The sequence below is a fragment of the Corynebacterium sp. HMSC055G02 genome (assembly GCF_001809065.1).
GTDB classification, from domain to species: Bacteria; Actinomycetota; Actinomycetes; order Mycobacteriales; family Mycobacteriaceae; genus Corynebacterium; species Corynebacterium jeikeium_D.
Map to the genome: position 1 here is coordinate 47514 of NZ_KV795633.1, position 23408 is coordinate 70921.

The window sequence follows — 23408 nt, forward strand, 5'->3', positions numbered from 1 at the left end:
GACGCAAGAATCGGCTCCCACTAAAGCTGACTGACCTTGATTAGTCACCCGTCTTGTACCCGACACCGCGGACGGTCAGCACAATCTGGGGGTTTTCCGGATCCAATTCAATCTTCGAGCGCAGACGCTGAACGTGAACGTTGACGAGTCGGGTATCCGAGGTGTGCTGATATCCCCAGACCTTTTCCAACAACTCATCACGGGAAAAGACCTGCTTCGGACGGGAAGCAAGAGTGTGCAATAGGTCAAACTCCAACGGGGTCAGAGAAATCTCCTTGCCATCGCGGAACACGGCGTGACCGGGCACGTCGATAGTCAGGTCGCCGACCTCGAGGGTCTCACTCGGGCTGTCCTCTTGACGACGCAGCCGAGCGCGCACACGCGCCACGAGCTCCTTCGGCTTAAAGGGCTTCGTGACATAGTCATCCGCACCGGATTCCAGGCCGAGGACCACATCGACCGTGTCGGTCTTCGCAGTCAACATGATGATCGGCACCGCCGATGTCTCTCGCACAGTGCGACAGACATCGACACCACCCATGCCCGGCAACATGAGATCCAGCAGAATCAAATCTGGATTCTCCCGCTCTGCTGCCTTGACAGCTTCGAGGCCATCGTCGACTACTACTGTGTCGAAGCCCTCGCGCTCCATCACCATCGTGAGCATTTCGGCGATGGCCGGATCATCATCAACAACCAGGATTTTTGAGCTCATGCGTCATATTCTAAACGTAAAGCTATCTAGTTCTGTAGTTTCCGGTTGAGGTGGCTAGCGCAGGCGTGCACTGATCCATTCCACAAGACGGTCCGCCCCATCATCCCCCGTAAGCATCAACCATGGTGACTGCCACGAGCCCCCCGCGAACTTCTGGTACGCCGCCAGCGTGCGCTCCTGCAAACCCGAGTCCTTTTCGTAGGTATCCCTAGTTCGCTGCACATCAGCGGCTTCCCGATTGCGTGCGCGGTCGGCTGCCACTCCCACCGACGTGGCCAGACAGACCTGAACGTCGGGAAGCGGAAGCTGGAAATCTCCGAATTCGGTCTTCTCAATCCACTCAACGATCGCCGAATCCTGTGTGCGAGCCAGGGAGTAGGCCGCGTTGGACGCGACGTAGCGGTCGATAATCAGAACATCGTTCTCGCGCGCTGCATCAACAATCGCTTGACGACGTTCTTTGCGGTCCAGAGCGAACAGGAGTGCCATTGCCCAGGCGGAGTCCGCAGTGTCGCCGAGCTGACCGTGCAAGGCTTGATCGGCGAAATCAGCGAAGATTGTCTGCCGGTACGCCGGAAAGGTCATCGATGAAACGGAGTGCCCTTGACTTCGGAGTTGATTGGTAACAGCTGTGACAAGCGTGTTCTTGCCAGCACCGTCGATTCCTTCGACTGCGATAATCAAATTCTTCTCCTCGCACACATGGCTACGGCCTAGCCTTGGCTAGAACTAGTAGCGGTAGTGCTCTGGCTTATACGGGCCCTCGACGTCAACGCCGATGTATTCGGCCTGTTCCTTGGACAGTCGGGTGAGCTCACCGCCGAGTGCCTCGACGTGAATGCGAGCGACCTTCTCATCCAGAATCTTCGGCAGACGGTGGACAGTGTTGTCGTACTTATCACCGTTGCAGTAGAGCTCAATCTGCGCGATTGTCTGGTCGGCGAAGGAGGTCGACATTACGAAGGACGGGTGTCCGGTGGCATTGCCCAGGTTGAGCAGACGCCCCTCGGAAAGCACAATCAGAGAGCGCTCCTCGCCGTCTGCATGCGGGAAGATGTACTCGGTGACCTGCGGCTTGATCTCCACACGACGGACATCATCGCGGTGGTGCAGGCTGTGCATGTCAATCTCGTTGTCAAAGTGGCCGATGTTGCCCAGCAGCGCGTGGTTCTTCATCTGCTGCATGTGCTCGAAAGTAATGACGTCCTTGTTGCCTGTGGCGGTGATGACAATGTCGACATCTGCGATGACGCTCTCAGTAGCGACGACGTCGAAACCGTCCATCAATGCCTGCAATGCGTTAATCGGGTCGGCCTCGGTGACCTGAACGCGAGCGCCCTGCCCCGCCAGCGCCTCCGCGCAGCCCTTACCCACATCGCCGTAACCGCAAACCAGCACATTCTTGCCGCCAACCAGCATGTCGGTACCGCGGTTGATGCCGTCCAGAAGGCTGTGGCGGGTGCCGTACTTGTTATCGAACTTGGACTTGGTGACCGCATCGTTGACGTTCATGGCCGGGAATGGCAGCACGCCCTGCTCTGCGAAGTGGTAGAGGCGGTGGACACCAGTGGTGGTCTCCTCTGTGACACCCTTGACCGACTTTGCAATTCGGTGCCAACGGCCGGCATCCTTCTCCAGGCTGGCGCGAAGCATGTCCTTGAAGGCAATAAACTCGTCCGAATCCGACTCTTCTGCTGGCGGCACCAGGCCAGCATCCTCGAATTCCATGCCCTTAATAACAGCCATGGTGGCGTCGCCGCCGTCGTCCAGAATCATGTTGGCATCTTCATCGCCCCAGTCGAAGATGCGGTCGAGGCACCACCAGTACTCCTCCAGCGTCTCGCCCTTCCAAGCGAAAACCGGAACACCCTGCGGGTCCTCCGGAGTGCCGTTTCGCCCAACGACGACTGCCGCAGCGGCCTCATCCTGAGTGGAGAAGATGTTGCACGAGGCCCAGCGGACCTGTGCGCCCAGCGCCGTCAACGTCTCGATGAGCACTGCGGTTTGAACCGTCATGTGAATGGAGCCGGAAATACGGGCACCGGCCAGTGGCTGCTGCTCCGCGTACTCTTCGCGCAGCGCCATTAGACCTGGCATCTCGTGCTCAGCCAGACGAATCTGGTGACGACCGGCCTCAGCCAGGGAGAGGTCTGCAACCTTGAAATCAATGTTCTTCGAGGACATGTAACGCTTTCTCTAGATTCTTTGACGTGAGATTCTTCTTAAAGAATTACTACTGGGGACGCGAGAGTTACTCTACCGCTTCGACGCAGTTTTCCAGCGCCGCCTGGTCAGACTCACTGAGTTCCCCCAGAAGACTATCGAAGACCTCGGATGCGATAGCCAACGCATCTTCCTCGCTGCCGTGCGCCTCGGAGATTCCCTCCCGGATGAAGCTGTAGTCCTCCACAATGTCACCGCCGCTAAATGGCGCACCATTCCAAATTGCAATGATCACAGCCGCCGCGAGTGCGCATGCTTTCTCATCGCTATTTTCGGAATCCACCCCAATGCGGCCAGCATCAATCAATGCACCAACACGATCCTGTGAGTCGAGATCCTGAACCTCATCGAAGAGTTCAATGACCGAATCGCTACCAAAAATCTCAGTATCCCAGATGGACATGATAGGTGGCCACGCTCCTTTCGCGCTTCGAACCAATAGCCAGTTTTCGCCTATCGACGAGCGCTTTCCAAAGAGCGCTTTTCGACGAGCCCACGGTAATCTGGCCGCCGACCTAAAAGCTGTCGCCTGCACGTACCGCTAGCCGGAAAACCGCATGTGGCCTTACCGAAGTTCTACCCGACTTTTCGTCACTTTTACAGTTCGAGAGACATATTTAATCCCTTCAACACAATTTTCACCCTAGAGAGAAGATAACGGGCATGTTAAGTTAGTTCCCAGACCTCGTAATGCAACTGTTATCTTTTTCGTTACAGGGCGACCTCACGCATGACACGAAAGGAGTACCTACCATGGTGAAGAAGGCTTTTGGAGCTCTTCTGCTTGCAGCCCTTCCCCTGAGCGCTTCGCTCGTAGGCTGCTCCGATAGCAATGCCGCCAAGGGTGCAAATCCGGAAAACGCCGGCTCTCAGTCGGAAATGGAGACCTCTGCTCCACTGCCTCCAGTTCCTAGTGATGCCGAGCTGCAGCAGACCACTGAACCGAATTCAGATTCCTCGCTGACTGAGACGAACGACAGTCTAGTATCTCGTCCGACCACGTCATCGAGCACCGAGATCGTTGAGGATCCGTACCTGCCACCGCAGGCGTACATCCCCCCGACTTCCACAAGCTCAAGTGCGACAACTCCGACGTCGACGACATCGACACCTCCGACGACCACGGAGACCACAGAGCCCACCTCTGACGACGTTTCTTCGCCGACGCCCAGCAAGCCGGTGCCACTGCTACCGGAAGATAACTCGGAAAAGCCGAACGACAGTCTTCCGGAAGGCGATGGTGGTGCAGCAGCTGAGCCGAAGCCGCCTTCATCGCAGGCGCAGTCCCAGTCGGGTACGCAAACCACAACTCCGTCCGAGACTCCTCAGAAGACTCCTTCGAAGGAGCCGACATCCCCGAAGGAGCCGACACCTCCGAAGGACCAGACCCCTTCGACGGAGAAGGACACCACTGGCGGCAATGGGGCTAGCAATAGCAAGATTTCCCCAATCCCGGAAAAGCCGAAGGACTCCGGATTCCTGGGAAATCTCTTCGATAACGACGAGGACTAACCCACCCGCGGGACGGTCGCGACAAAGACGGTTGCCCCGTCTTGGCGCGCAGTCAGCTCAATATCGACTGCGTCGACAGCCGGAACCCAGGCCGCATGGCCGCTGGGAACCTCAACCACGGAGTCGTCGTGACGCAACGCCACCGTGCCCGCTGTAGACAACACAACCGTGGCGGATTCTTCGTCGAGCAGAACATGTTCGCCCGGCTCCAGATCCCGCGAACGAAGGCGAAACTCGCGCACCGGCGCGTCATAGTCATTCCAGCCATCATCGGTCAGCCGCGACTGCAGCACCGGATCTGGCAGCGGTCGGAAAGAGAGCACGCGCAGTAGCTCCACGACATCGACGTGCTTAGAGGTCAGCCCTCCGCGCAGCACGTTGTCGGAGTTGGCCATGATTTCCACGCCCATGCCATTGAGGTAAGCATGCAGCTGTCCAGCACCAAGGTAGATGGCTTCGCCCGGCTGTAAGCGAAGGCGATTAAGCAGCATCGACCCCAGGACTCCCGGGTCCCCCGGATACTTTCGAGCCAATTCGCAAGTGGTCTCGGCTACTCGCGAGAACTCCTCGTCATCGCCACTGTAATCCGCGCACTTGGCAGCCACGGCCTCGACCAGCTCATCGAGGACATCCTGGGGCAACGTCAACCACGTTGTAAACAATGCCCGCAGAGCACTCTCGTCATCGGCGGCATCGAGCAGTCCCATGTAATGGTCGAGCTCCGGTACCGCCAGCGTCGCGAGCAACTCCTTCGTGCGCTCCACCGGGCGGAATCCGGCCAACGCGTCGAAGGTAGTCAGGGCGACAATAAGTTCCGGCTTGTGGTTGTTGTCCCGGTAATTTCGGAAATGTGCAGTGGCCGGAATGCCCTCCGCATTTTCGCGTGCAAATCCCTCCTGAGCTTCTGCCAAGGTGGGGTGTGCCTGCAGCGACAGCGGCTCATCGGCTGCGAGCAGCTTCAACAGGAACGGCAGCCTGCCGTTGTCGGTGTCAATTGCATATCCGAGCGCAGCTGCCGGATCCTGCGCAATGAGCTCATCCAGCGGCGTGCCGGCCACCGTGGCCGATGCCAGTGCATGCGCACCAAACCACAGTTCCGCCCAGGGCTTCGATGTGGGAGCGTCCGCACCGGTGATTCTCGCCAAATGTGTACGAGACCCCCAGGGGTACGACTGCAGCACGGGGTCCAACAGCTCCATGCCCGTATCACTCCTCTAATAGTCACTTCTGGCGCGAGCACGCCAATCTCACCGAAGGCCCAAAAGCCTTCGGTGACACCCGGCGATTACGCAGAAAACGCCGCAATCGCACCAACTCTGGCTGCAGTAACACATACTTCAACCAGTGGATGATGAGTCTCCGCATCGAGCGCAGGGCACTCCACACGAGCCCATCCAACCTCGCCGTAGTGGTCCCGGTAGTGGCCCACATTGTTCGGCGCAGCTAAAACAATCGCCCCCAACGGTAGCACTGTCGCCCCTTCATCCCCACCATCAATAAACGGGTCATAGAAAATATCGCGGCTTTCCTGGGGTTCTGCAGCGAGCAACGCGCCCACACTAAGAGACAATTCGCTTATCGACGACGCTGCCGAGACCACGCCTGCCTCAAGCATCTGTAACGATGCCAGTTCCGCTACCGGCGCCAGCGCCGAGGTCGTCGACACTGCAAGCATTCTGCGGCCTGCCACCCACTGCGCTACCTGCCGCGCGGGGTTAACTGTTTCATCTCGCTGCGGAGCACAGGCGGCAATATCGGCGTCCACCGCATCAGCGACTTCCTCCACTACCCCGGCCGGAGCCAGGGTGGTGGCACCGCATTCGGTGAGCGCGCTGGCGATGGCACCGACATAGGCGGTAAAGGACGCGGACTCCGCCATCGCCGGGCGCGGAACCACAACCGTATCGGGGCTACCGGCGGCACGCAGTGGCCCTTCACCGGGATCCACCACGACCGTGGCAGCACCTCGCCTATCAGCTTCAGCCAGAGCTGCCCCCAGTGGGCTGCCGGGGTTGTCGTCACAGACGATGACCAAGTCGAGGGCACCGACATAACTGGGCAACTGATGCGCAATTACCACCGGACAGCGGATATCGTCGGCAAGCGCGCGCACGGATTCGGCAGCGAGCTGCGCCCGACGATTTCCCACGAGGATGACCGCACTGCGCGGCAGTGAAAGTTGAGCAAACGCACCCCCGCGAGTCGCGGAAGCAGCAGCTCTGAGACCTGCACCGGCAGTGGCCATACGATAGAACAGGGCCTCTTGGCGCGGGTTATGGGAGGAGTCGAATGACGAGGTCATACTCCCAAGCATGCCTGAAAACGGGCGCGTGGGGTTGATTAACCGCGGATGATGCCGAGAACTTCGTCGACAAGAGCGTCGACCTCAGCACGCGTCGGAGCCTCGACGTTCAGACGCAGCAGCGGCTCCGTATTGGAGGCCCGGACGTTGAACCACGCCTTGGAGTCCGCCAGCTCAATGGTCAGGCCATCCATCCAGTCCGAGGACTCCGTGCGATCGGCAAACGCGGCCTCGATTTCCTTCTGCTTGGCCTGCTGCTCCTCGGCACTACCCAGGCGGGAGTTAATCTCACCGGAGGCCTCGTAGCGGTTGTACTCGGCCATGAATTCACTCAGCGGCTTATCCTGCTCGGCCAGTGCGGCCAGGACATGCATGGCAGCCAGCATGCCGGAGTCTGCGTTGAAGAATTCCTTGAAGTAGTAGTGCGCTGAATGCTCGCCACCAAAAACAGCACTGTGCTCGGCCATTTGCGCCTTAATAAAGGAGTGCCCAACACGGGTACGAACCGGGGTTCCGCCGTTTTCCACAATCATCTCCGGCACGACGTGCGATGTGATCAGGTTATGGATGATAGCCGCACCCGGGTTCTGCTCCAGGTAGCGGGTGGTCACCAACGCACAGATGGCCGATGGGCTGACCGGGTTGCCCTTCTCGTCGACGACGAAGCAGCGGTCAGCGTCGCCATCGAAGGCAATACCGATGTCTGCGCCCTGCTCCACCGTAAACTTCTGTAGGTCAACGAGGTTGGCGGGCTCCAATGGATTGGCCTCGTGATTCGGGAAGTTGCCGTCGAGCTCAAAGTAGAGATCAGCAACATCCATGTCTTCTCCGAGCACTGCCGGAACTGTCAGTCCCCCCATACCGTTACCGGCATCGACTGCAACCTTCAGGCGACGGCCGGAGCGAATGTCGACCAGCCCATGGAGGAACGCCGCGTAATCCTGCAGAACATCCTCACGATCAATTTCGCCCGGAGTGCCGGTGTACTCCGGAATTCCGTCGACAAGCAGGTCCTTAATCTGAGCAAGCCCTGTCTCCTGCCCGATTGGGCGGGCCAGCGAACGGCACATCTTGATGCCGTTGTATTCAGCTGGGTTGTGGCTGGCAGTGAACATCGCGCCCGGGCATTCCCTTACTCCGGAGGCGAAATACAGCTCGTCCGTAGAGGTCAGGCCGAGCAGGGTGACATTGAGCCCCTGCGCTGCCGCGCCATCGGCGAAACTAGCCGCCAACTCCGGCGAGGACTCACGCATATCGTGGCCAACTACGACACGCGTTGCGCCCTCTGAACGCATGATGTGCCCAAAGGCGGCGCCGATGGCTCCGACGAGGTCCGCGTCGATGCCCTCACCGACAACACCGCGCACGTCATAGGCCTTGATGACGGCATCCAAATCGGAACGATTGTAAGTGCCCACGAAAAACCTCTCTGGGTAAGTATCAGTTTTGTGAAAAATGATACTAGCCCCAGAGAGGCTCTCACAAAGAAATGCCGCGGCAAGATGGCATGAGCTGGGGCACGGCGCCCGACCCGTTAGTCGTCCGAATCCTCCGGATCGCGAACTACATGCAGGTGACCGCGCGCGGATTTCCGCGTCGACGGGTGACGGCTGGAATCAATCTTGTAGGTCTGAGGACGGTTGTCGACCTCATCCCGCAGCACCAGGCCAGTCGCGTTGCGGCCAGCTTCACGGACGGCTTCCGCCAATGCGGTCAAATCATCATCGTCCTGGGCGGGCGTCGGCACGTCGTAACGCACGAGCTCCCAACCCAGCGGTGCGGTGATGGAACGCGCGTGCTTCTCACAGAGATCCCAGCTATGCGGTTCGGACGCGGCGGCGAGCGGCCCCACCACAGCCGTCGACTCCGCGTAGGCATACGTCAACGTAGCTACGGCAGGTTTGCCACAGCCGGGCCGGCAACAACGTCTAAAAACACTCACGGCATCAAAGTCTAGACCCTAACTTTAAGTTTCGATAGTTTTTCTCCCACTCCGGGCGTTTTTCGCTTTCCGACGCTCCCCGGGGCACCCCAGCCTTACCCAGCAAACCCGCGACATGGCCGAAAGTTGACCTCACCCACGTTGACAGGCCGACCGATTATGCTCAACAAATATGAATTCATCGGCTTATACTCCGCGCTCTTTGCGACGCTCACTGCGACGCGGTCGCGGACCTCGGGGACCTCTGCTGCCGCCGGAAGTACCTCGTTGGAAGAGCCGTTCAGAAGCTTTTGACCAGGCGGTTATTGACGCCTATGCCCCATTGGATCAGCGCTGGTCCCGACAACTGTCGCACCTGGACATCGCCATCGACACGATTCCTCGCATGCAGTTGCGCCCGGACATGTACTTCCCGGAAGAGATTGTCGCTGATGGACCTGTTCCGCTGGGACGACTTATCCCTGCTGGCATTGACCGCGTAGGCAACCCCACCCGCCCCTGCGTAGTAGTGTTCCGCCGCCCCATTGAGCGCCGTGTCTCGGGCCGAGTGGAACTGGACCAGATGCTGCAATATGTACTGATCCGCCTGGTGGCGGTATATCTGGGCATTGATCCGGTTGAGGTGGACCCTAGTTTCGACGAGAACTTCCTGTAGAAAGCTTTCTTCTAAGGAGCTCCCTAGAGACCGGGTTAATAGACAAACAGTGTGTGATTCTCAAGATAGTAACTGGTCAGGCCCCATAAATTACCGGCTGCACGCGTGAATACGGGCTGCAAATGTGAAACTGTGCAAGTTTATGACACTTTCAGGCCATTTTTCGGGCGATTTTTGTCATAAACGCAGTCAGTAACTCGCATTAAGAACTAAGCGACAAAAGGGCCCACCCAGCGACATGCTGAGCGGACATATTTTCGTCTATTAACCCTAGAGAGCAGGAAAAACTCCTTCACCGAAAAATCCCCCAGGGTATTACCCAAGGGGAAACTGCGAGGTCGAGCGAGGGATAAAATGCAGACCCGGCTGCCCTAGCCAATCTGCCGCTTCAAACGGCGGCGCTCACGCTCAGAGAGGCCACCCCAAATGCCGAAGCGCTCATCATGCTCGAGAGCAAACTCCAGGCATTCATCTCGCACACCACAAGCACGACAAATACGCTTTGCTTCGCGAGTGGACCCACCCTTCTCAGGGAAGAAAGCTTCTGGATCGGTCTGGGCACACAGAGCTTGCTCCTGCCAGTCCTGATCGACGGCTTCAAACAACCCCGAAAGGTCATCTGCCCACTCTGTCAACGGCCGAGGCTGGTTTTCAGAGGAGCTATCATTCACAGCGATGTCACCCGCATTCGTCTCACTATCCACAGCAGAGCCGCCATCAAACATGCTGGACTTTTCCATGCCGAGGGCCTCCTGATGGTTGTTGCTGCGGGTCTTTAAATTGGGCTTAGTGTGCGAAACACACATTTGTGATTACACACGTGTAACCCACCATCGGTCAAGCCGAATAGAGAATTTGCCCCAATACTTTTCATTGCCCCTGAAGCCCCTCCCCCCGCGTTGGGGATTAAGTTCAGGTTGAAGGATGGCCCCCGGACTCTAAACCTGCCACCTGAACTCAATCACATTCGCCACATGCCTCTCACCAGCACCTTTGGCGACACTTCGGCAATTCTAATCAGATATTGCCGACAAAAGTCTGACACGCCGAAGGCTGCAGACTAGACATCCGTCGAAAAACGTACTCCGTGATCGGGGATCTGGACACCCGGCCACACACGGATACCGTTGATCAATTCACAGCGCGCACCAACGACGGCACCCTCGCCGATAATGGCATCACTGATGACCGTCCGCGGGCCAATATCGGCGCCATCGGCAATCACAGAGCGCTCAATCACAGCACCGGCACCGATGCGTGCGCCGTCGAAGATCACCGATTGATCAATCCGAGCTCCCGCACCAATCTCCGCCCCACGTCCGACGACAGAGCCACCGTAGAGAAGAGCGCCGCCACCGACCGACGCTGATTCGTCGACAAGCGCTTCGCCGTGCTTACCCTCTAGTAGCGGTGACGGCGCGATACCGCGGACCAAATCGGAGGAGCCGCGGACGAAGTCACCCGGAGTCCCCATGTCACGCCAGTAGGCGTAATCAACGTGACCGTAGACGTTCATACCGCGGTCAAGCAGCGCTGGGAAGATTTCACGCTCAACGCTAATAGGACGACCAGCCGGAATCGATTCGATAATCTCGCGGCGGAACACGTAGATACCGGCATTAATCTGATCGGTTGGCGGATCCTGGGTCTTCTCCAGGAACTCCAGGACGCGCCCATCCTCATCGGTCGGGACACAGCCGAACGCGCGTGGATCCGGCACACGTACGAGGTGCATCGTGACGTCCGCATCCTTCTCCGCGTGAGTACCCAACACCGCACGCAAGTCGGTACCGCCGAGGACATCGCCGTTGAAAATCATCGCGGTGTCATAGCGCAGCTTGTCTAGGACGTTTCGGATACCGCCACCGGTACCCAGCGGCTCAGCTTCAAAGACATATTCAATTTCGAGACCCAAATCCGAACCATCGCCGAAGTGTTCTTCAAATACTTCAGCTCGGTAGGAGGTACCCAATACCACGTGCTTCATACCTGCTGCACGAATGCGGCCAAGCAGGTGCTCCAGGAATGGATGCCCTGCCGTGGGCAGCATCGGCTTCGGCGTATTCACAGTAAGGGGGCGCAAACGCGTACCTTGCCCGCCGACCAGAATGACAGCGTCAGTCTGTTCAGCCAACGTGGCTCCCGCCTGCTGTGCAGCATCCGCTCCCGGCTGGAAGGCGGAGCCATTCCCAGCACTCGGACGAACTTCGGTAGTCATGAAATCGGTAACTTTCTTCGATGGATTATTCCAACAGTTAATTAATTCCTACGCTTTTTGACCGCGATTATGACTTTGCCACGCAGGAACAGCCCCAAACGCAATGCCAGTCGCACAGGTGCCAGCGCCGGCCCCGGCAGGCGATCTGACATAAAACGGTATGCCGACTCGTGATGGGCCTTTACAGTAATTTCTGGGTGCTTACTGGCAGAATGCCCCTGCGCGTGACGAATCTCTGCACGAGGACAGAAAATATTCCTCCAACCAGCCTTGCCCAGTCGGTCGCCCAAATCCACGTCCTCCATGTACATGAAGTAGCGGGTATCAAAGCCATCAATCTGGTCGAACGCATCCCATCGCAGCAGCAGGCATGCGCCCGACAACCAGCCGGCCGGTCGCTGGCGATCCATATCCGCGTCATCCCGATAGCGCCGTGAGAAAGGGTTAGTAGGCCAGATGTCGGCGAGCAGCGCGTGTCCGATACCGCTGACAAGCTCAGGAACCGCGCGTGCCGACGGGTACACGCTGCCATCCGCCTCGCGAATCAGCGGACCAATCGCTCCGGCTTTGGGATTGCGCTGCGCGCATTCCAACAGAACATCGATTGCGCCAGGGGCAAACACCACGTCAGGGTTGACCAGCATGACGTAGTCAGGATTAATCTCACCGGCACGGCGAGCCCGTCCCAGCTCCGCAATGCCACGGTTGGCGGCCGCGCCATAGCCAATGTTGCCGCCGGTGCGCAGAAGCTGAACATCCGCTCCGGTCTCCTTAGCCCGAGCTTCTTCCTTCTCCACGGAACCATCCGTCGAGCCGTTGTCGGCCATGATCAGACGCGTGGAGGCACTGGCGGCGGAGCCCAGCGAATCCACCAGCTTGCTCAGGTGCTCACCGGGCGAAAAGGTCACGGTGACCACACCGAGCGGAAGCTGCGAGGGTTGCGGGGAATTCGAGGTTGCATTCACAAACCTAGACCCTAGGTCAGGACTGCCCGCAAAGTGTCCTGCCACTCCGGAAGTGAATGTAGACCTACCTCACTCCATGCGGAACCATCCAACACGGACCAGGCCGGACGCGGGGCCGGACGAGGGAACTCACTGCTGGTACACGCCACCACACGCTGTGGATCGTGACCGATGAGCCGAAACACTTCGCGAGCCACTTCGAACCATGTTGACTCACCGCTGCCCGTGACATGGAAGGTGCCGGTCGGTGCGCTGCTCGGTTCGGACAACACGCGATCGCACAACTCCCAGATAGCTCCGGCGAGGTCACCAACAAAGGTGGGGTTGCCGTGCTGATCGTCAACGACCTTAATAATTGCCGGATTGCCCTTGTCATCAGTCGCCGTCTCCGCCAGACGCATCATCGTGGAGACGAAGTCCTTGGCCTCTGGCTGTGTGGGGCCCGACCAGACCCACGCCGTACGCAAAATAGCGGAACGCGCGCCCGAATCACGCACATTGTTCTCCCCCACTAACTTGGTACGTCCATACATAGTCTGAGGTGCGGTGAAATCATCAACTCGCAGCGCTCGGCGCTGCCCCGTCATCTCATCGATTGCTACATCACCGAAGACATAGTCGGTGGAGATGTGAATGAGATACGCGTCTTCCTTTTTCGCCCGAGCCGCCAAGTACTTCGGTCCGAGTGCATTGATTAGGTGTGCCGAACCGGGATCGGATTCTGCACCATCGACATCGGTCGCCGCTGCCGCGTTAATGATGATGTCGACGTCGTCAAGCAGAGGCGTTGCCTCCACAGCATCCGAATCAGTGATATCCAACTGTGCCCGAGTGAGAGCGCGCACCTCAACATCGGCGGCGAAAGAATCACGCTGAAGCGCAGTACCCAGCTGTCCAGCAGCACCAGTTATGGCGACAATGGGACGCCGCGAATTGCTGTGGGTTGGTCCATGAGTGGCGAAATGCGAGACTGATATTTCAGACATATTCTTCTTTATCACTATCGTAGATACGATTGACACTGTGTTGAGGTGCAACCGGATACGGATTGACACTGTGTTGAGGTGCCACCGCACACGGTTGGACGGTTAAGGTTTATGTAGTTTCCGCAGCTGCTTACTGCTCTCCACGATGTGTGGAATGCCCACGCAGACATGCAGCACAAATTATATTTTCGAAAACGGTTTAAGAGGAGCCCCGGTTTGAGCAGCCACACGCCACGCGCGCGTCACGCACGCGATATTCAAGCGCCACCGTCCTCTGCAGAGAGTACCGCCCAAGCTTGGCCGCCGATGCTGCGCAATGCGCTTGTGCTGCTCTCGGCCATTATCCTGGTTATTTCCGCAGTTGGCTGGTGGACACTCGGTAGGACCACCGACAACTTGGGTTCGGGTGGCGACTTCGGTCTGGGCAGTGAGAAGGACGGTGCAACCGATATTCTGCTCGTCGGCTCCGACTCCCGCACCGATGCCCAGGGCAACCCGCTGACTCCGGAAGAAGTTGAGCTTCTGCGTGCCGGCGACGAAGAAGCCACGAATACAGACACGATTATTGTGATTCGTGTTCCTGCCGATGGTTCTTCAGCGACGGCAATTTCCATTCCGCGCGATACCTATGTCCACACCAATCGCCTAGGCAACACAAAGATCAATGGTGTCTACGGCAATACAAAGCAGATGGTGGAAGAAGAACTCGCAGGAAGCGGGGCCTCGCCGGAAGACATTGAGCGTCGCTCGACCGAGGCCGGACGTAGAGCTCTGATTGAAACCATTAGCGATCTCAGCGGTATCACCGTTGACCACTACGCAGAAGTTGGTCTGCTCGGCTTTGTCCTGCTCACCGATGCCATTGGTGGTGTCGATGTATGTCTGAATGAGGCTGTCTACGACGAGTTCTCGGGTGCAGATTTCCCAGCGGGCTCACAGACATTGAAGGGTGCCGACGCGCTCTCATTCGTCCGCCAGCGCCATGGTCTGCCCCGCGGTGACCTCGACCGAATTACTCGCCAGCAGGTCTTCATGGCCTCGTTCACCAATAAGCTGCTCGGCGCTGGCACGCTGTCTAATCCCGCGAAGCTGTCTGAACTGGGCAATGCTGTCCAGCGCTCGGTGGTACTCGACGACAACTGGGATGTCACCGGATTTGCTACCCAGATGCAGGGCCTCAGTGGTGGCAACGTGAAGTTTGAAACTATCCCGGTGACCTCGATTGACGGTGTCGGTGACTATGGCGAGTCGGTGGTCACAATCGATAAGGGCCAGGTTCACAAGTACTTCGAGACCCTGCTGGGCACCAAGGAAGAAAAAGCTCCGGCGAAGGAAGAAGACGAAAAGAAGGCTGACCCCAACGCGGCTGAAACTACGGTCAGCGTTTACAACGCCACAGGCATTGAAGGTTTGGCCAGCGGCGTCTCAGGCTTCTTAACGGAAAAGGGCTACACCCAGGGCGAGGTCGGCAACGCTGAGTTCGCCGGCGTTGCCTCCAGCCAGATCAATGCGGCTGACCCAGAGGATCCGGCAGCGCAGGCCATCTCTGAGGCACTCGGTGGCGTACCGATTGTCCACGATCCATACCTCGATCCGCACCACATCTCAGTGACAATTGCCGGTGACTACGAAGGCCCGGGATTGACATCAGAGGGAATGGCCGCTGATTCGGGCGACGGTGCCGAACCCGCGCCTGAAGTCGAAGATGGTTCCAATGGCGATGTCATCGGCCAGGAAGGCGGGGCAATTCCGCAGGAAGATCGCCCCGCTATCGACGCCGCCGGCGTGACCTGCGTGAACTAGGCCCGTCCCTTCGGGGAGACCTCAGCGACATGTTCGATGAGGTTATATTCCTCAATTGCGGCCAAGGCCTCCTTGGCCTCCTGTTCGTCCAGCACGTTCATGATGAACCCGTTCTGGACGAACACCCAATCACCTGCCACCAGCTCAGGCACGTACATTGCCGAGCATTGCCGCTTCTGCCCCGCCATATCCACCGTCGCCATCGGCAATGGACCATCGGCGATTGCCAAAACCCGGGCAGGAATTCCAAGACACATCGTGTTACTTCGTCCTCTCCACTACAGTCGGGGCGTCCGCCGAACCAGGGCTATCCGTTGTTATATTGTCCGCAGGTGCACCGGCATGTTCCTGCATCGTGAATGTCATCACTCCCGCAGGTGCCGAACTACACGGTAGGCACGGATCAGCGGCCCAAATCGACTTCTCGACCCCCGCAGTCTCCCCGCCACCGCACAGCTGCTCGGTAAGCATACGCGTCAGCCAGGGTTCATTCTGCGCAGTCGGTGTCATAATCTGACAATCCGTAATGATGCCGTCAGCTCCTGCCGTATAACGATGCACTAACAGCCCACGTGGCCCGTCAATCATCCCGACACCGCTGCGAGGTTCTTCAAAGTCAGCATTCTCAATCGCCGTCGCAGCATTCGGATTGCACACATGGTCGCCGAGCAGCTCCCCGTCGGCAAGCACCCGCTTCGCCCAGGCCACGGTGTCGGCGAGAAGCTGGCGTTGGGCGTCGCGTGGGCTGATTCCACGCTTATCGACGACAACCTGCCTGGAGACCGGCCCCACCCGGTAGAAATCGGCCTGCTCACCTTCACAGCCATCCTTGCCCAGCTCCTTCGAGGCATCAAACACCGGTCTGGGAGCGGCATCGCCCGGACGGGATTCCCGAACACGTGTAGGCCAATCAGCAGCCGGGAAAATCTGCGCTGCGGTATCGGTGTCGTGCCGCGCGACTGCCAGGTAATTTCCCAGCGGAGCCAGCTCACCGTCAGCGTCGACGACTGCGACGTCGAGACCGTCAAAAGTATCCGTCCAAGCATCAGAAGCATCGGGGGCGGCAAGAAGCTCCACTTCCTTGATTACCGCCGTCTCAGCTAGCGCCTCTAGGGCACTTTCTGCCTCAGAAACAAGCGTCTTATCCACTGCCGCGCGCACACCGCCGGGGACGGCGACATCTGGGAAATGCGACGGTGCCCCCGCTGCACGCATCAGAGCTTTTCCGGCACGCTTCATTGTCCGCGCCCCCTCGCGGTCGACGGCCACAAACTTGGTCGCTAGATTATCCAAGGTCGACCCGGCCACCAGCAGCTCTCGAATCAACTGTGCGGTTCGGGGAATGTCGGAAATCCTGTAGAGGTCCTCCACCGCCCGTACGCCTGCAAGATGATGCACAACCGGGCACAGGCCACACAGCCGCTTGGTGATATCTGGCACATCCAATGCCTGCTTGCCCACGAGCATCCCGTCGATACGCGGCAGCCCTGAAAGGTCGAAGGACACCTGTGTGATGGCACCGTTGTCATCGCGATAGACATCCAGTCGTGCCTCGAATGGGTCAACAAGCTCATCGAGCTGGATGTGCTGGGTAGCCGGAACGGATTTGGATGACATGGTCCGCCTGCGCCTCCTTCGCGCTGAGTGCTTCGCCATAATGGTATCTGTGCATGAACTTGGATTGTTGACCAGCGTGGTGGAAAAGATTGCCGAGGTCTGCCCGGGACGTACCGTGACAAAGGTGTCAATGCGTGTGGGCGACCGCTCCGGAGTCGTCTACGATTCCCTCATCGCCGCATGGCCTGTGGCCAGTGCCGCGACGCAGTGTGAGGGCGCCGAGTTAGATGCCGAGCTCATTGTCTCGACGGTCTACTGCCCCACCTGCGAGGCCGAGCATGAAATTGATGAATTCTATGCTCTAACCTGCCCTGTCTGCGGCACCCCAACTGCGGATTTGCGGCACGGCCGCGAGTTTGAAATCTCCAGTGTTGAGGTCAACGCTGAGGGCGAGAGTTAGACGTCGCTTTCGCGCTCGTCGGCAAGCCAGCTGTCGATGAGCTCGCGCGCAACCTCAGTCGCCTCCTCAATGCCGCCAAGTGCCGTGTTGCTGAGCCCCACCACCATGTCGGCAGACTCGTAGACCACTCCCACCACACCGACGCGCTCAGGCTCCTGTCCCAGCAGTCGCGCCGCGGTGAGCAAATCCAGCAAGCCGACCTGATGCGCGGACAGCTTTGCCGCCAATAGTCTAGGGATCTGGTCACCGACGAGCTTGACGACGGTACCGGGATCCCCCGGACCAGCGAGAGCGTCGAGCAACAATAGGTTCTTGGCCTCCTGCACGATGGGCAGCAACTCCATACCGCAGGTGCCACCATCGATGTAGGCAACCGCACCCGTCCATTCGTCCCCTCGCCCGGCGAGGTTCGCAGGATCATCGAGGTTGGAGGGCGACCAGACCAGATGCGCAGAATCCCCAGCCTGCGTTGTCTGCCCCATGCCTGCAGATTCCAGTTCTGGGGCAAGACGCCTCAGCAGCTCGAGACCAATGCCGTCGTCGCCCATGACGGGGTTGCCGATGCCAAGAACCGTCACCAACGGAGTGCCAGCATCAGCACCGGTGACTGCGTCGGACACCTTATCGTTACCCAATGATTTCCTATCCAATGCGTGGAGAGTCAACCGGTTGCGTGCCGCGCGGTAGCCAGACAGAGCCACCAATCATCGAGGACAGACCACCGTGGTTGTGCACCGCATCGGAGCGGATGACCAGGTAGACGTGAATGATGGCGAAGAGCCAAATCAGGTACATGATGATTGTGTGAATCAGGCGGAAGTAGCCGATGCCAATCCAGTGCGTCGGCATAGCCAGCAGCTGGAAGAACCAGTTGGACTGATCCATCATCGCGTATAGCGACAAGCCTGTGAGCATCTGAATGAAACACATCACATAAATGCCGGTGTACGCCAGCTGCTGCAGCGGATTGTGAGCGAAGTAGAACGGCCCTTCCTTGCGCAGGAAGAGGTAGTACTGCATCGTGTGCCAGAGGTCTTTAACATCCTGCTTGTTATAAATCGGCCATAGCGCACGCCATCGTGTTTGTCGGTCGTGGGTAACAAACAGCAGAATGACACGCCATAGCCCCACCGCGATCCATAGGAATCCGGCTAAGAAGTGCGCGAAACGGACATATCCCATCGCGAATCCCGCGGCCGAGCCGTCATAGGTGCGCTCAGTCAAATAGGGCTGCATGATGTACCAGCCAGTAAAGGTCATCACCAACATCAGCGCCAGGTTCAACCAATGTTGAACGCGCAGCGCCCATCCCCACAGGTGAACCTCGACCCACGAACCGGAGCCCTTCTTGTTCTCCGCAATGGCCTCGTCGAGTTTCCGCAGCCCCATTGCCACGAATCCTTCGAAGATGAACTCTCCGATGATATTTCCGTCTTTGTCAATGGGAGCAAGCGCGACGCCCATGCTGCGGTGCCCGCGACCATGGTGCATGTTCGCGTTACGACGAAGTAGAACGCCTTCCTCACGGGACATCGTGGATGCCTCAACGACCGCATTCAATTCACCGCGCATGATGGCGACATCGACCGTTTGATCCGCAATGTTGAGGCCGTGCACCTTGGCGATGGAGTAACGGCGGTCAGGTGTTGCCGGGTCGTAGGAATCCGGGGTCAGTTTCATCAGTGGCGTGCCGTCGAGATGGAAAAGATCGTCACGACGACGACGCAAACTGACCTTCAGCGCAAGGTCGACAGGATCGCGGGAGTCGTCCGGGACAATTGCTGCGGCCTGAATGACCTCGGATGGCGACAACCAGTGGCTGGTGTGTGCGTCAATAACCGCAATAACCAGGGGGTTGCCCTTGGAATCTTTTAGTCGCAGTTCCGGATTTTCACTCACTGGGGGTGTCATGCCGTCGTCACCTTAAACATTTCCTGACCAGCCGGATCCAAAATGTGGACTGCGCAGGCCATACATGGATCGAAGGAATGAATCGTGCGAAGTGGTTCAAGCGGCTGCTCGGGATCAACCAGCGGATGTGTGCCATCGCCAGCCAGCGCGTGCTCGTATGGGCCAAGCTGCCCCTTCGGGTCACGGCCACCGGCCAGCCACGTGGTGGGAACCACGGCTTGGTAGTTGGTCACCTTGCCATTTTCAATTTTGACCCAGTGGCTGAGCATGCCACGAGCGACCTCGAGGAAGCCCACGCCCTGGCACTTTTCCGGCCACGTGGTCGGCTCCCAACGGCTGTTGTCGAAGACATCGATGTCGCCGTTCTTCAGGGCCTCAACGAACTCCGGGAAAATGTGATCTGCCAAGTAATTGGCGGTGGTCACAGACTCCACAGCACGTGCGTAGGTGCGTCCCGCAGTGGAGTTCATCTGTTCAATGCGCAGGTCGAGCTTATCCATGACCTCGTCGACCAGGCGCATTGTCTCCGGCTCCTTCTGCAGGTATGCCAACAGCACACGAGCAACCGGGCCAACTTGAACAGCGCGACCGTCGTAACGCGGCGCCTTCGACCAGGTGTACTTTTCATTGTCCGACAACCACTCGTACGGCGGCTTCGGGCCGGTGTAGTTCACAGTTGTTTCGCCGTCGTACGGCTTGAGGCCGACATCATCGCCGGCTTCCTGCGTGTACCAGGCGGAGTTGATGAATTCCTCGATCTTTTCCGGCTGGAATGGGTGGAGCTTGGTGTAGTCACCGTCGAGAATGACACCGGGCTTGATGTTTGGATGCACGGTCTGGACACGGGACTTAGCCGGGTCGCCGGAGTAAGTGGCGCCGGCCATGCCTACCGCCAGGAAGCTGTCGGAGGAGCGACCGATGTCGAAGTAGTCCTTGTAAACGCTCATGATGGCGACTGCATCTGGGTAGAAGCAGTCATTGACGAACTCCACGATCTCGTCGATCCAGGACTTGATCTGATCAATGCCGACTTGGTTGACAGTCTCCGAGCGTTCCGGGTCGATGGAGCACGCCATGCCTCCGACCAGGAAGTTCGGGTGTGGGTTCTTACCGCCGAAGACGGTGTTAATGCGGATGATAGAGCGCTGGAAAGCCAAGGCGTCGAGGTAGTGCGACACTGCCATCAGGTTGGCCTCGGGCGGCAAGCGGTAGTCCTCATGTCCCCAGTAGCCGCCGGTGAAGATGGACAGCTGGCCGGAGTCCACAATGCCCTGCACGGTCTCCTTGACCCGGGCGAAGGTTTCTTCGTTATTGCCCTTCCACGTCGAACCGATCGACTGCGCGAATTCAACGGTCTTCTTCGGATCGGCCTCGAGAGCCTTCGTGACATCAATCCAGTCCAGACCGTGAAGATGGTAGAAATGCACGACGTGGTCGTGAATCTCCTGCGAGCCAATCACCAGGTCGCGAATACGACGTGCCTGCGGGGGCGGTGTCGAGCCAATGGCATCTTCGACAGCGGCAATGGACGCCACCGAGTGAGTACCCGTGCACACACCACAGATACGACCAACGAATGCCCAGACATCGCGAGGATCGCGGTTTTTCACAATGGTTTCGATACCGCGGAACTGAGTAGTCTCACTCCACGCGGTTTTGATCTGGTCTCCCTCGCGTTCCAGCTCAATGCGAAGGTGTCCCTCGATTCGGGTAATCGGGTCGATTACAACTTTTTCCGTAGCCATGTCCTATGCCCCCTTAGTTGTCCTTCGAATCGGATGCTGTCTCGCTCTGCGTGCCTGGTGCGTTTGAAGGAAGGTCGACCATCGGTGGCTTCCGGCCTTCCACACCACCAAACGCAGCCAACACCTTTTCTTCGCCGTTGGAGCGCCTTATCTTCAGTTCCTTCACCAGTGTGAGTCCGCCATGGACCGCGGCACCTGCGGCAGTGGCAGCCAGCAGTCCAACGCCGACCGTGTTCACGCTGGACTCCACTCCAATACCCGGGATTCCCGGCAGCTTGTCGTAGAACGGAGTGAACTGGTCGAAGAAGTCCTTCTCAGTACAGCCAATACATGGGTGACCAGCACCAATTGGCCAACCGGACTTAAGGTTCCACTGCACGATTGGGCATGGGCTAAACGTGGATGGCCCCTTACAGCCGACCTCGTAAAGGCACCAGCCGTTTCGTGCGCCTTCGTCGTCGAAGGTTTTCACGAACTGACCGGCATCGTAATGCGCGCGACGCGGGCAGGAGTCGTGAATACGCTGGTCATAGGCAAACTTTGGCCGCCCCTCAGCGTCGACCTCCGGTGTCTTGCCATAAGTGAGTACGTACGTCAGGGTGGCCGTAATCACCTCACCAATCGGCGGACAACCAGAGACGTTAATCACCGGCTTGTCCTTGATAATCTCATCGACACCCTTGGCACCGGTCGGATTCGGCTTAGCAGCCTGGACAGAACCCCAGACTGCGCAGGCACCAACGGCCAGGATTGCCGTGGCCTTCTCAGCAGCCTCGAGCAGCACCTGTTCTGCCGACTTACCGCCAATGGTGCAGTACGCACCGTTCTCGCCGGTCGGAATCGAGCCATTGACCACCAGAATGTGATCCTCGGCATTCATGTCGTCCAAAGCCTTTTCAGCCGCATGCCCGGACGGTGCCATGAGCAGCTCGTTGTAGTCCATCGAAACCAGGTTCAGCACCACATCTTCAGCAGTGGTGCCTCCGGAACGCAATACGGATTCCATACATCCGGTACATTCCTGCAACTGCAGCCAAGCCACCTTCGGCTTCTTTACAGCCGAGAGCTTATCTGCGATTTCCTCCGCCGAGGGAGTCAGTGACTGCGCCGCAGCCTCACCGACATTCGGAGTTCCGGCGGCAAAAATTGCCGCCATAGTGCCACAAAACTTCATGAAACTGCGCCGTGAGACACCAGCTCTAGCGAGGTTTTCGCCGAGGGTCCCTTCCTGCCAATTCGCGCCACTAATCATTTTTTCGCTGCGCCTTCTGCTTAGTTATTAGGAATATTGGTTTCGAGGTTTTACAACTACCAAGGCCCATTGCCTATACATGGCCAAGTATAGCGACCTAAGAACAACCTGAATAATGGTGCTGCGCTGCGGTTATAACAAAATAATATGCAAGATAAATGTTGCGTAAATATAGCTCCAGGTACAGGTAGTGAACGTGAAAAACCGCCGCAGATTACAGCGGGATATCACCTATCCCCCACTAAGGTGGAGCGAAGCGAGGGGGGGGTAACGGGGCCGTCGTCAAGCATGCTGTGACGCCCCCATTGCTTCACGACGGCCCCCGGCGCGCGCTTAATCAACCAGCGCAGGGTTGACCCAACGGAGCCATTCGTCGATGCCCTCCCCGGTCTTAGCGGAGACCTCAATCACCTTCACGCCTGGATTGACCTTTTCCAGGTTGGCGCGGAAGAGCTCCATGTCGAAGTCAAGGTACGGGGCAAGGTCCATCTTGTTGATAACCACCACCTGTACAGAGCGGAACATCACCGGGTACTTGACCGGCTTATCCTCCCCCTCGGTGATGGAGTAGACCATTGCCTTGCGAGTCTCACCGACCTCAAACTCAGCCGGACAGACAAGGTTTCCCACATTTTCAATCATGACCAGGTCAAGCGTGGACAGATCCAGCCCCTCGAGCGCGCGGGAGACCATCGGGGCGTCCAAGTGGCATTCACCACCGAATCCGTTGCCCGTGTTCAGCAGCGAAATCTGTGCCCCATAACCCTCCAGGCGGTCGGCATCGAGAGCCGTCTCAATATCGCCCTCGATAATGCCGACGCGCAGCTTTCCCTGCGCAGCCGCCAGTGTCTTCTCCAACAGCGCAGTCTTGCCTGAACCCGGGGAGCTCATCAGGTTGATGGCTTCCACGCCATGCTCAGCAAGCAGCTCGCGATTATGCTCCGCGCGGTGGTCGTTCTCGCTGAAGATGTCCTCGAGGATGGTCACGCGTTCCACGCCGGTTTCATAACCCGAGTGGTCGCCGTGGCTAGTGTCATCGGGATCGGCGAGATGAACGTGGTCATGGCCGTGATGGTGGTCATGGTCGTGGTCATGATGATGGTGGTGATGGTGGTGTGCGTCATCGCCGTCATGCCGGTGGAAACGTCCCATGATAAAACCG

General features: G+C 58.3%; 23 protein-coding genes. 4 read left to right on the top strand and 19 right to left on the bottom strand.

From position 1 onward, the window contains the following. Positions 1–40: 40 nt before the first annotated feature. The 4 genes from mtrA to HMPREF2547_RS00530 form a co-directional block, all read right to left on the bottom strand. On the bottom strand, positions 41–715 hold the full coding sequence (gene mtrA / locus HMPREF2547_RS00515) for an MtrAB system response regulator MtrA (protein ID WP_048731669.1): 675 nt from the start codon (positions 713–715) through the stop codon (positions 41–43). A 54-nt stretch (positions 716–769) separates the two neighbouring features. Continuing rightward, entirely contained in the window at positions 770–1399 is a 630-nt protein-coding gene (locus HMPREF2547_RS00520; protein ID WP_069359479.1) for a dTMP kinase, read from the bottom strand. A gap of 45 nt (positions 1400–1444) precedes the next feature. Continuing rightward, positions 1445–2899: an adenosylhomocysteinase gene (gene ahcY / locus HMPREF2547_RS00525; RefSeq protein ID WP_070604412.1), complete on the bottom strand. Its 1455-nt coding sequence runs from the start codon at positions 2897–2899 to the stop codon at positions 1445–1447. 67 nt (positions 2900–2966) lie between these two features. Further along, positions 2967–3341, bottom strand: a complete 375-nt coding sequence (locus HMPREF2547_RS00530; RefSeq protein ID WP_038627901.1) for a DUF4259 domain-containing protein — start codon at positions 3339–3341, stop codon at positions 2967–2969. A gap of 350 nt (positions 3342–3691) precedes the next feature. Between HMPREF2547_RS00530 and HMPREF2547_RS00535 the strand changes: the two genes are divergently transcribed. Then, the gene (locus HMPREF2547_RS00535; RefSeq protein ID WP_069359452.1) at positions 3692–4450 is read left to right on the top strand and encodes a hypothetical protein; all 759 of its coding nucleotides are present in this window, start codon (positions 3692–3694) and stop codon (positions 4448–4450) included. On the opposite strand, the gene manA is transcribed toward HMPREF2547_RS00535, so the two are convergent. The 4 genes from manA to HMPREF2547_RS00555 all read right to left on the bottom strand — a co-directional run bounded on the left by manA (position 4447) and on the right by HMPREF2547_RS00555 (position 8694). Beyond that, positions 4447–5649 carry a mannose-6-phosphate isomerase, class I gene (gene manA / locus HMPREF2547_RS00540; protein ID WP_049172794.1) on the bottom strand — a complete coding sequence of 401 codons (1203 nt, stop codon included), beginning with the start codon at positions 5647–5649 and terminating at the stop codon, positions 4447–4449. The genes HMPREF2547_RS00535 and manA overlap by 4 nt on opposite strands. 86 nt (positions 5650–5735) lie before the next feature. After that, positions 5736–6752 carry a hypothetical protein gene (locus tag HMPREF2547_RS00545; protein WP_070604414.1) on the bottom strand — a complete coding sequence of 339 codons (1017 nt, stop codon included), beginning with the start codon at positions 6750–6752 and terminating at the stop codon, positions 5736–5738. A 38-nt stretch (positions 6753–6790) separates the two neighbouring features. Further along, the gene (locus tag HMPREF2547_RS00550; RefSeq protein WP_083295704.1) at positions 6791–8170 is read right to left on the bottom strand and encodes a phosphomannomutase/phosphoglucomutase; all 1380 of its coding nucleotides are present in this window, start codon (positions 8168–8170) and stop codon (positions 6791–6793) included. Between the two features lie 116 nt (positions 8171–8286). After that, positions 8287–8694, bottom strand: a complete 408-nt coding sequence (locus HMPREF2547_RS00555; RefSeq protein ID WP_005509890.1) for a DUF3499 domain-containing protein — start codon at positions 8692–8694, stop codon at positions 8287–8289. A 172-nt stretch (positions 8695–8866) separates the two neighbouring features. Between HMPREF2547_RS00555 and HMPREF2547_RS00560 the strand changes: the two genes are divergently transcribed. Then, positions 8867–9349 (top strand): metallopeptidase family protein, encoded by a 483-nt coding sequence (locus HMPREF2547_RS00560; protein WP_070439494.1) that lies wholly within the window; start codon positions 8867–8869, stop codon positions 9347–9349. A gap of 371 nt (positions 9350–9720) precedes the next feature. Here HMPREF2547_RS00560 and HMPREF2547_RS00565 read toward each other — a convergent pair whose 3' ends face one another. The 4 genes from HMPREF2547_RS00565 to rfbD form a co-directional block, all read right to left on the bottom strand. Then, positions 9721–10089, bottom strand: coding sequence for a WhiB family transcriptional regulator (locus HMPREF2547_RS00565; protein ID WP_005510060.1), 369 nt, complete (start codon positions 10087–10089; stop codon positions 9721–9723). 320 nt (positions 10090–10409) lie between these two features. Next, positions 10410–11567, bottom strand: coding sequence for a mannose-1-phosphate guanylyltransferase (locus HMPREF2547_RS00570; protein ID WP_049191147.1), 1158 nt, complete (start codon positions 11565–11567; stop codon positions 10410–10412). 41 nt (positions 11568–11608) lie between these two features. Continuing rightward, entirely contained in the window at positions 11609–12532 is a 924-nt protein-coding gene (locus tag HMPREF2547_RS00575; RefSeq protein WP_049193297.1) for a glycosyltransferase family 2 protein, read from the bottom strand. Between the two features lie 11 nt (positions 12533–12543). Beyond that, a complete protein-coding gene (rfbD, locus tag HMPREF2547_RS00580; protein WP_049172786.1) occupies positions 12544–13518 on the bottom strand; it encodes a dTDP-4-dehydrorhamnose reductase in 975 nt (324 codons plus the stop codon). Positions 13519–13686: 168 nt separating this feature from the next. On the opposite strand from rfbD, the gene HMPREF2547_RS00585 reads away from it, so the two are divergent. After that, complete coding sequence (locus HMPREF2547_RS00585; RefSeq protein ID WP_370449627.1) at positions 13687–15321, top strand: LCP family protein; 1635 nt, start codon at positions 13687–13689, stop codon at positions 15319–15321. Here HMPREF2547_RS00585 and HMPREF2547_RS00590 read toward each other — a convergent pair. Further along, the gene (locus tag HMPREF2547_RS00590) at positions 15318–15578 is read right to left on the bottom strand and encodes a HypC/HybG/HupF family hydrogenase formation chaperone (RefSeq protein WP_016422191.1); all 261 of its coding nucleotides are present in this window, start codon (positions 15576–15578) and stop codon (positions 15318–15320) included. The genes HMPREF2547_RS00585 and HMPREF2547_RS00590 overlap by 4 nt on opposite strands. Positions 15579–15582: 4 nt before the next feature. Continuing rightward, the gene (locus HMPREF2547_RS00595; RefSeq protein ID WP_070604417.1) at positions 15583–16938 is read right to left on the bottom strand and encodes a nickel-dependent hydrogenase large subunit; all 1356 of its coding nucleotides are present in this window, start codon (positions 16936–16938) and stop codon (positions 15583–15585) included. Positions 16939–16978: 40 nt separating this feature from the next. Between HMPREF2547_RS00595 and HMPREF2547_RS00600 the strand changes: the two genes are divergently transcribed. Next, positions 16979–17338, top strand: a complete 360-nt coding sequence (locus tag HMPREF2547_RS00600; RefSeq protein WP_187403833.1) for a hydrogenase maturation nickel metallochaperone HypA/HybF — start codon at positions 16979–16981, stop codon at positions 17336–17338. Here HMPREF2547_RS00600 and HMPREF2547_RS00605 read toward each other — a convergent pair. The 5 genes from HMPREF2547_RS00605 to hypB all read right to left on the bottom strand — a co-directional run bounded on the left by HMPREF2547_RS00605 (position 17335) and on the right by hypB (position 23398). Continuing rightward, positions 17335–17919 carry a hydrogenase maturation protease gene (locus HMPREF2547_RS00605; RefSeq protein WP_070566238.1) on the bottom strand — a complete coding sequence of 195 codons (585 nt, stop codon included), beginning with the start codon at positions 17917–17919 and terminating at the stop codon, positions 17335–17337. The genes HMPREF2547_RS00600 and HMPREF2547_RS00605 overlap by 4 nt on opposite strands. Positions 17920–17980: 61 nt before the next feature. Further along, complete coding sequence (gene cybH / locus HMPREF2547_RS00610) at positions 17981–19249, bottom strand: Ni/Fe-hydrogenase, b-type cytochrome subunit (RefSeq protein WP_083296836.1); 1269 nt, start codon at positions 19247–19249, stop codon at positions 17981–17983. Further along, on the bottom strand, positions 19246–20994 hold the full coding sequence (locus HMPREF2547_RS00615; RefSeq protein WP_070438472.1) for a nickel-dependent hydrogenase large subunit: 1749 nt from the start codon (positions 20992–20994) through the stop codon (positions 19246–19248). Before HMPREF2547_RS00615 ends, cybH begins: the two co-directional genes overlap by 4 nt. Before the next feature lie 13 nt (positions 20995–21007). Continuing rightward, the gene (locus HMPREF2547_RS00620; RefSeq protein ID WP_016422185.1) at positions 21008–22246 is read right to left on the bottom strand and encodes a hydrogenase small subunit; all 1239 of its coding nucleotides are present in this window, start codon (positions 22244–22246) and stop codon (positions 21008–21010) included. Positions 22247–22579: 333 nt separating this feature from the next. Then, complete coding sequence (gene hypB, locus HMPREF2547_RS00625; protein ID WP_049193294.1) at positions 22580–23398, bottom strand: hydrogenase nickel incorporation protein HypB; 819 nt, start codon at positions 23396–23398, stop codon at positions 22580–22582. Positions 23399–23408: the final 10 nt, after the last annotated feature.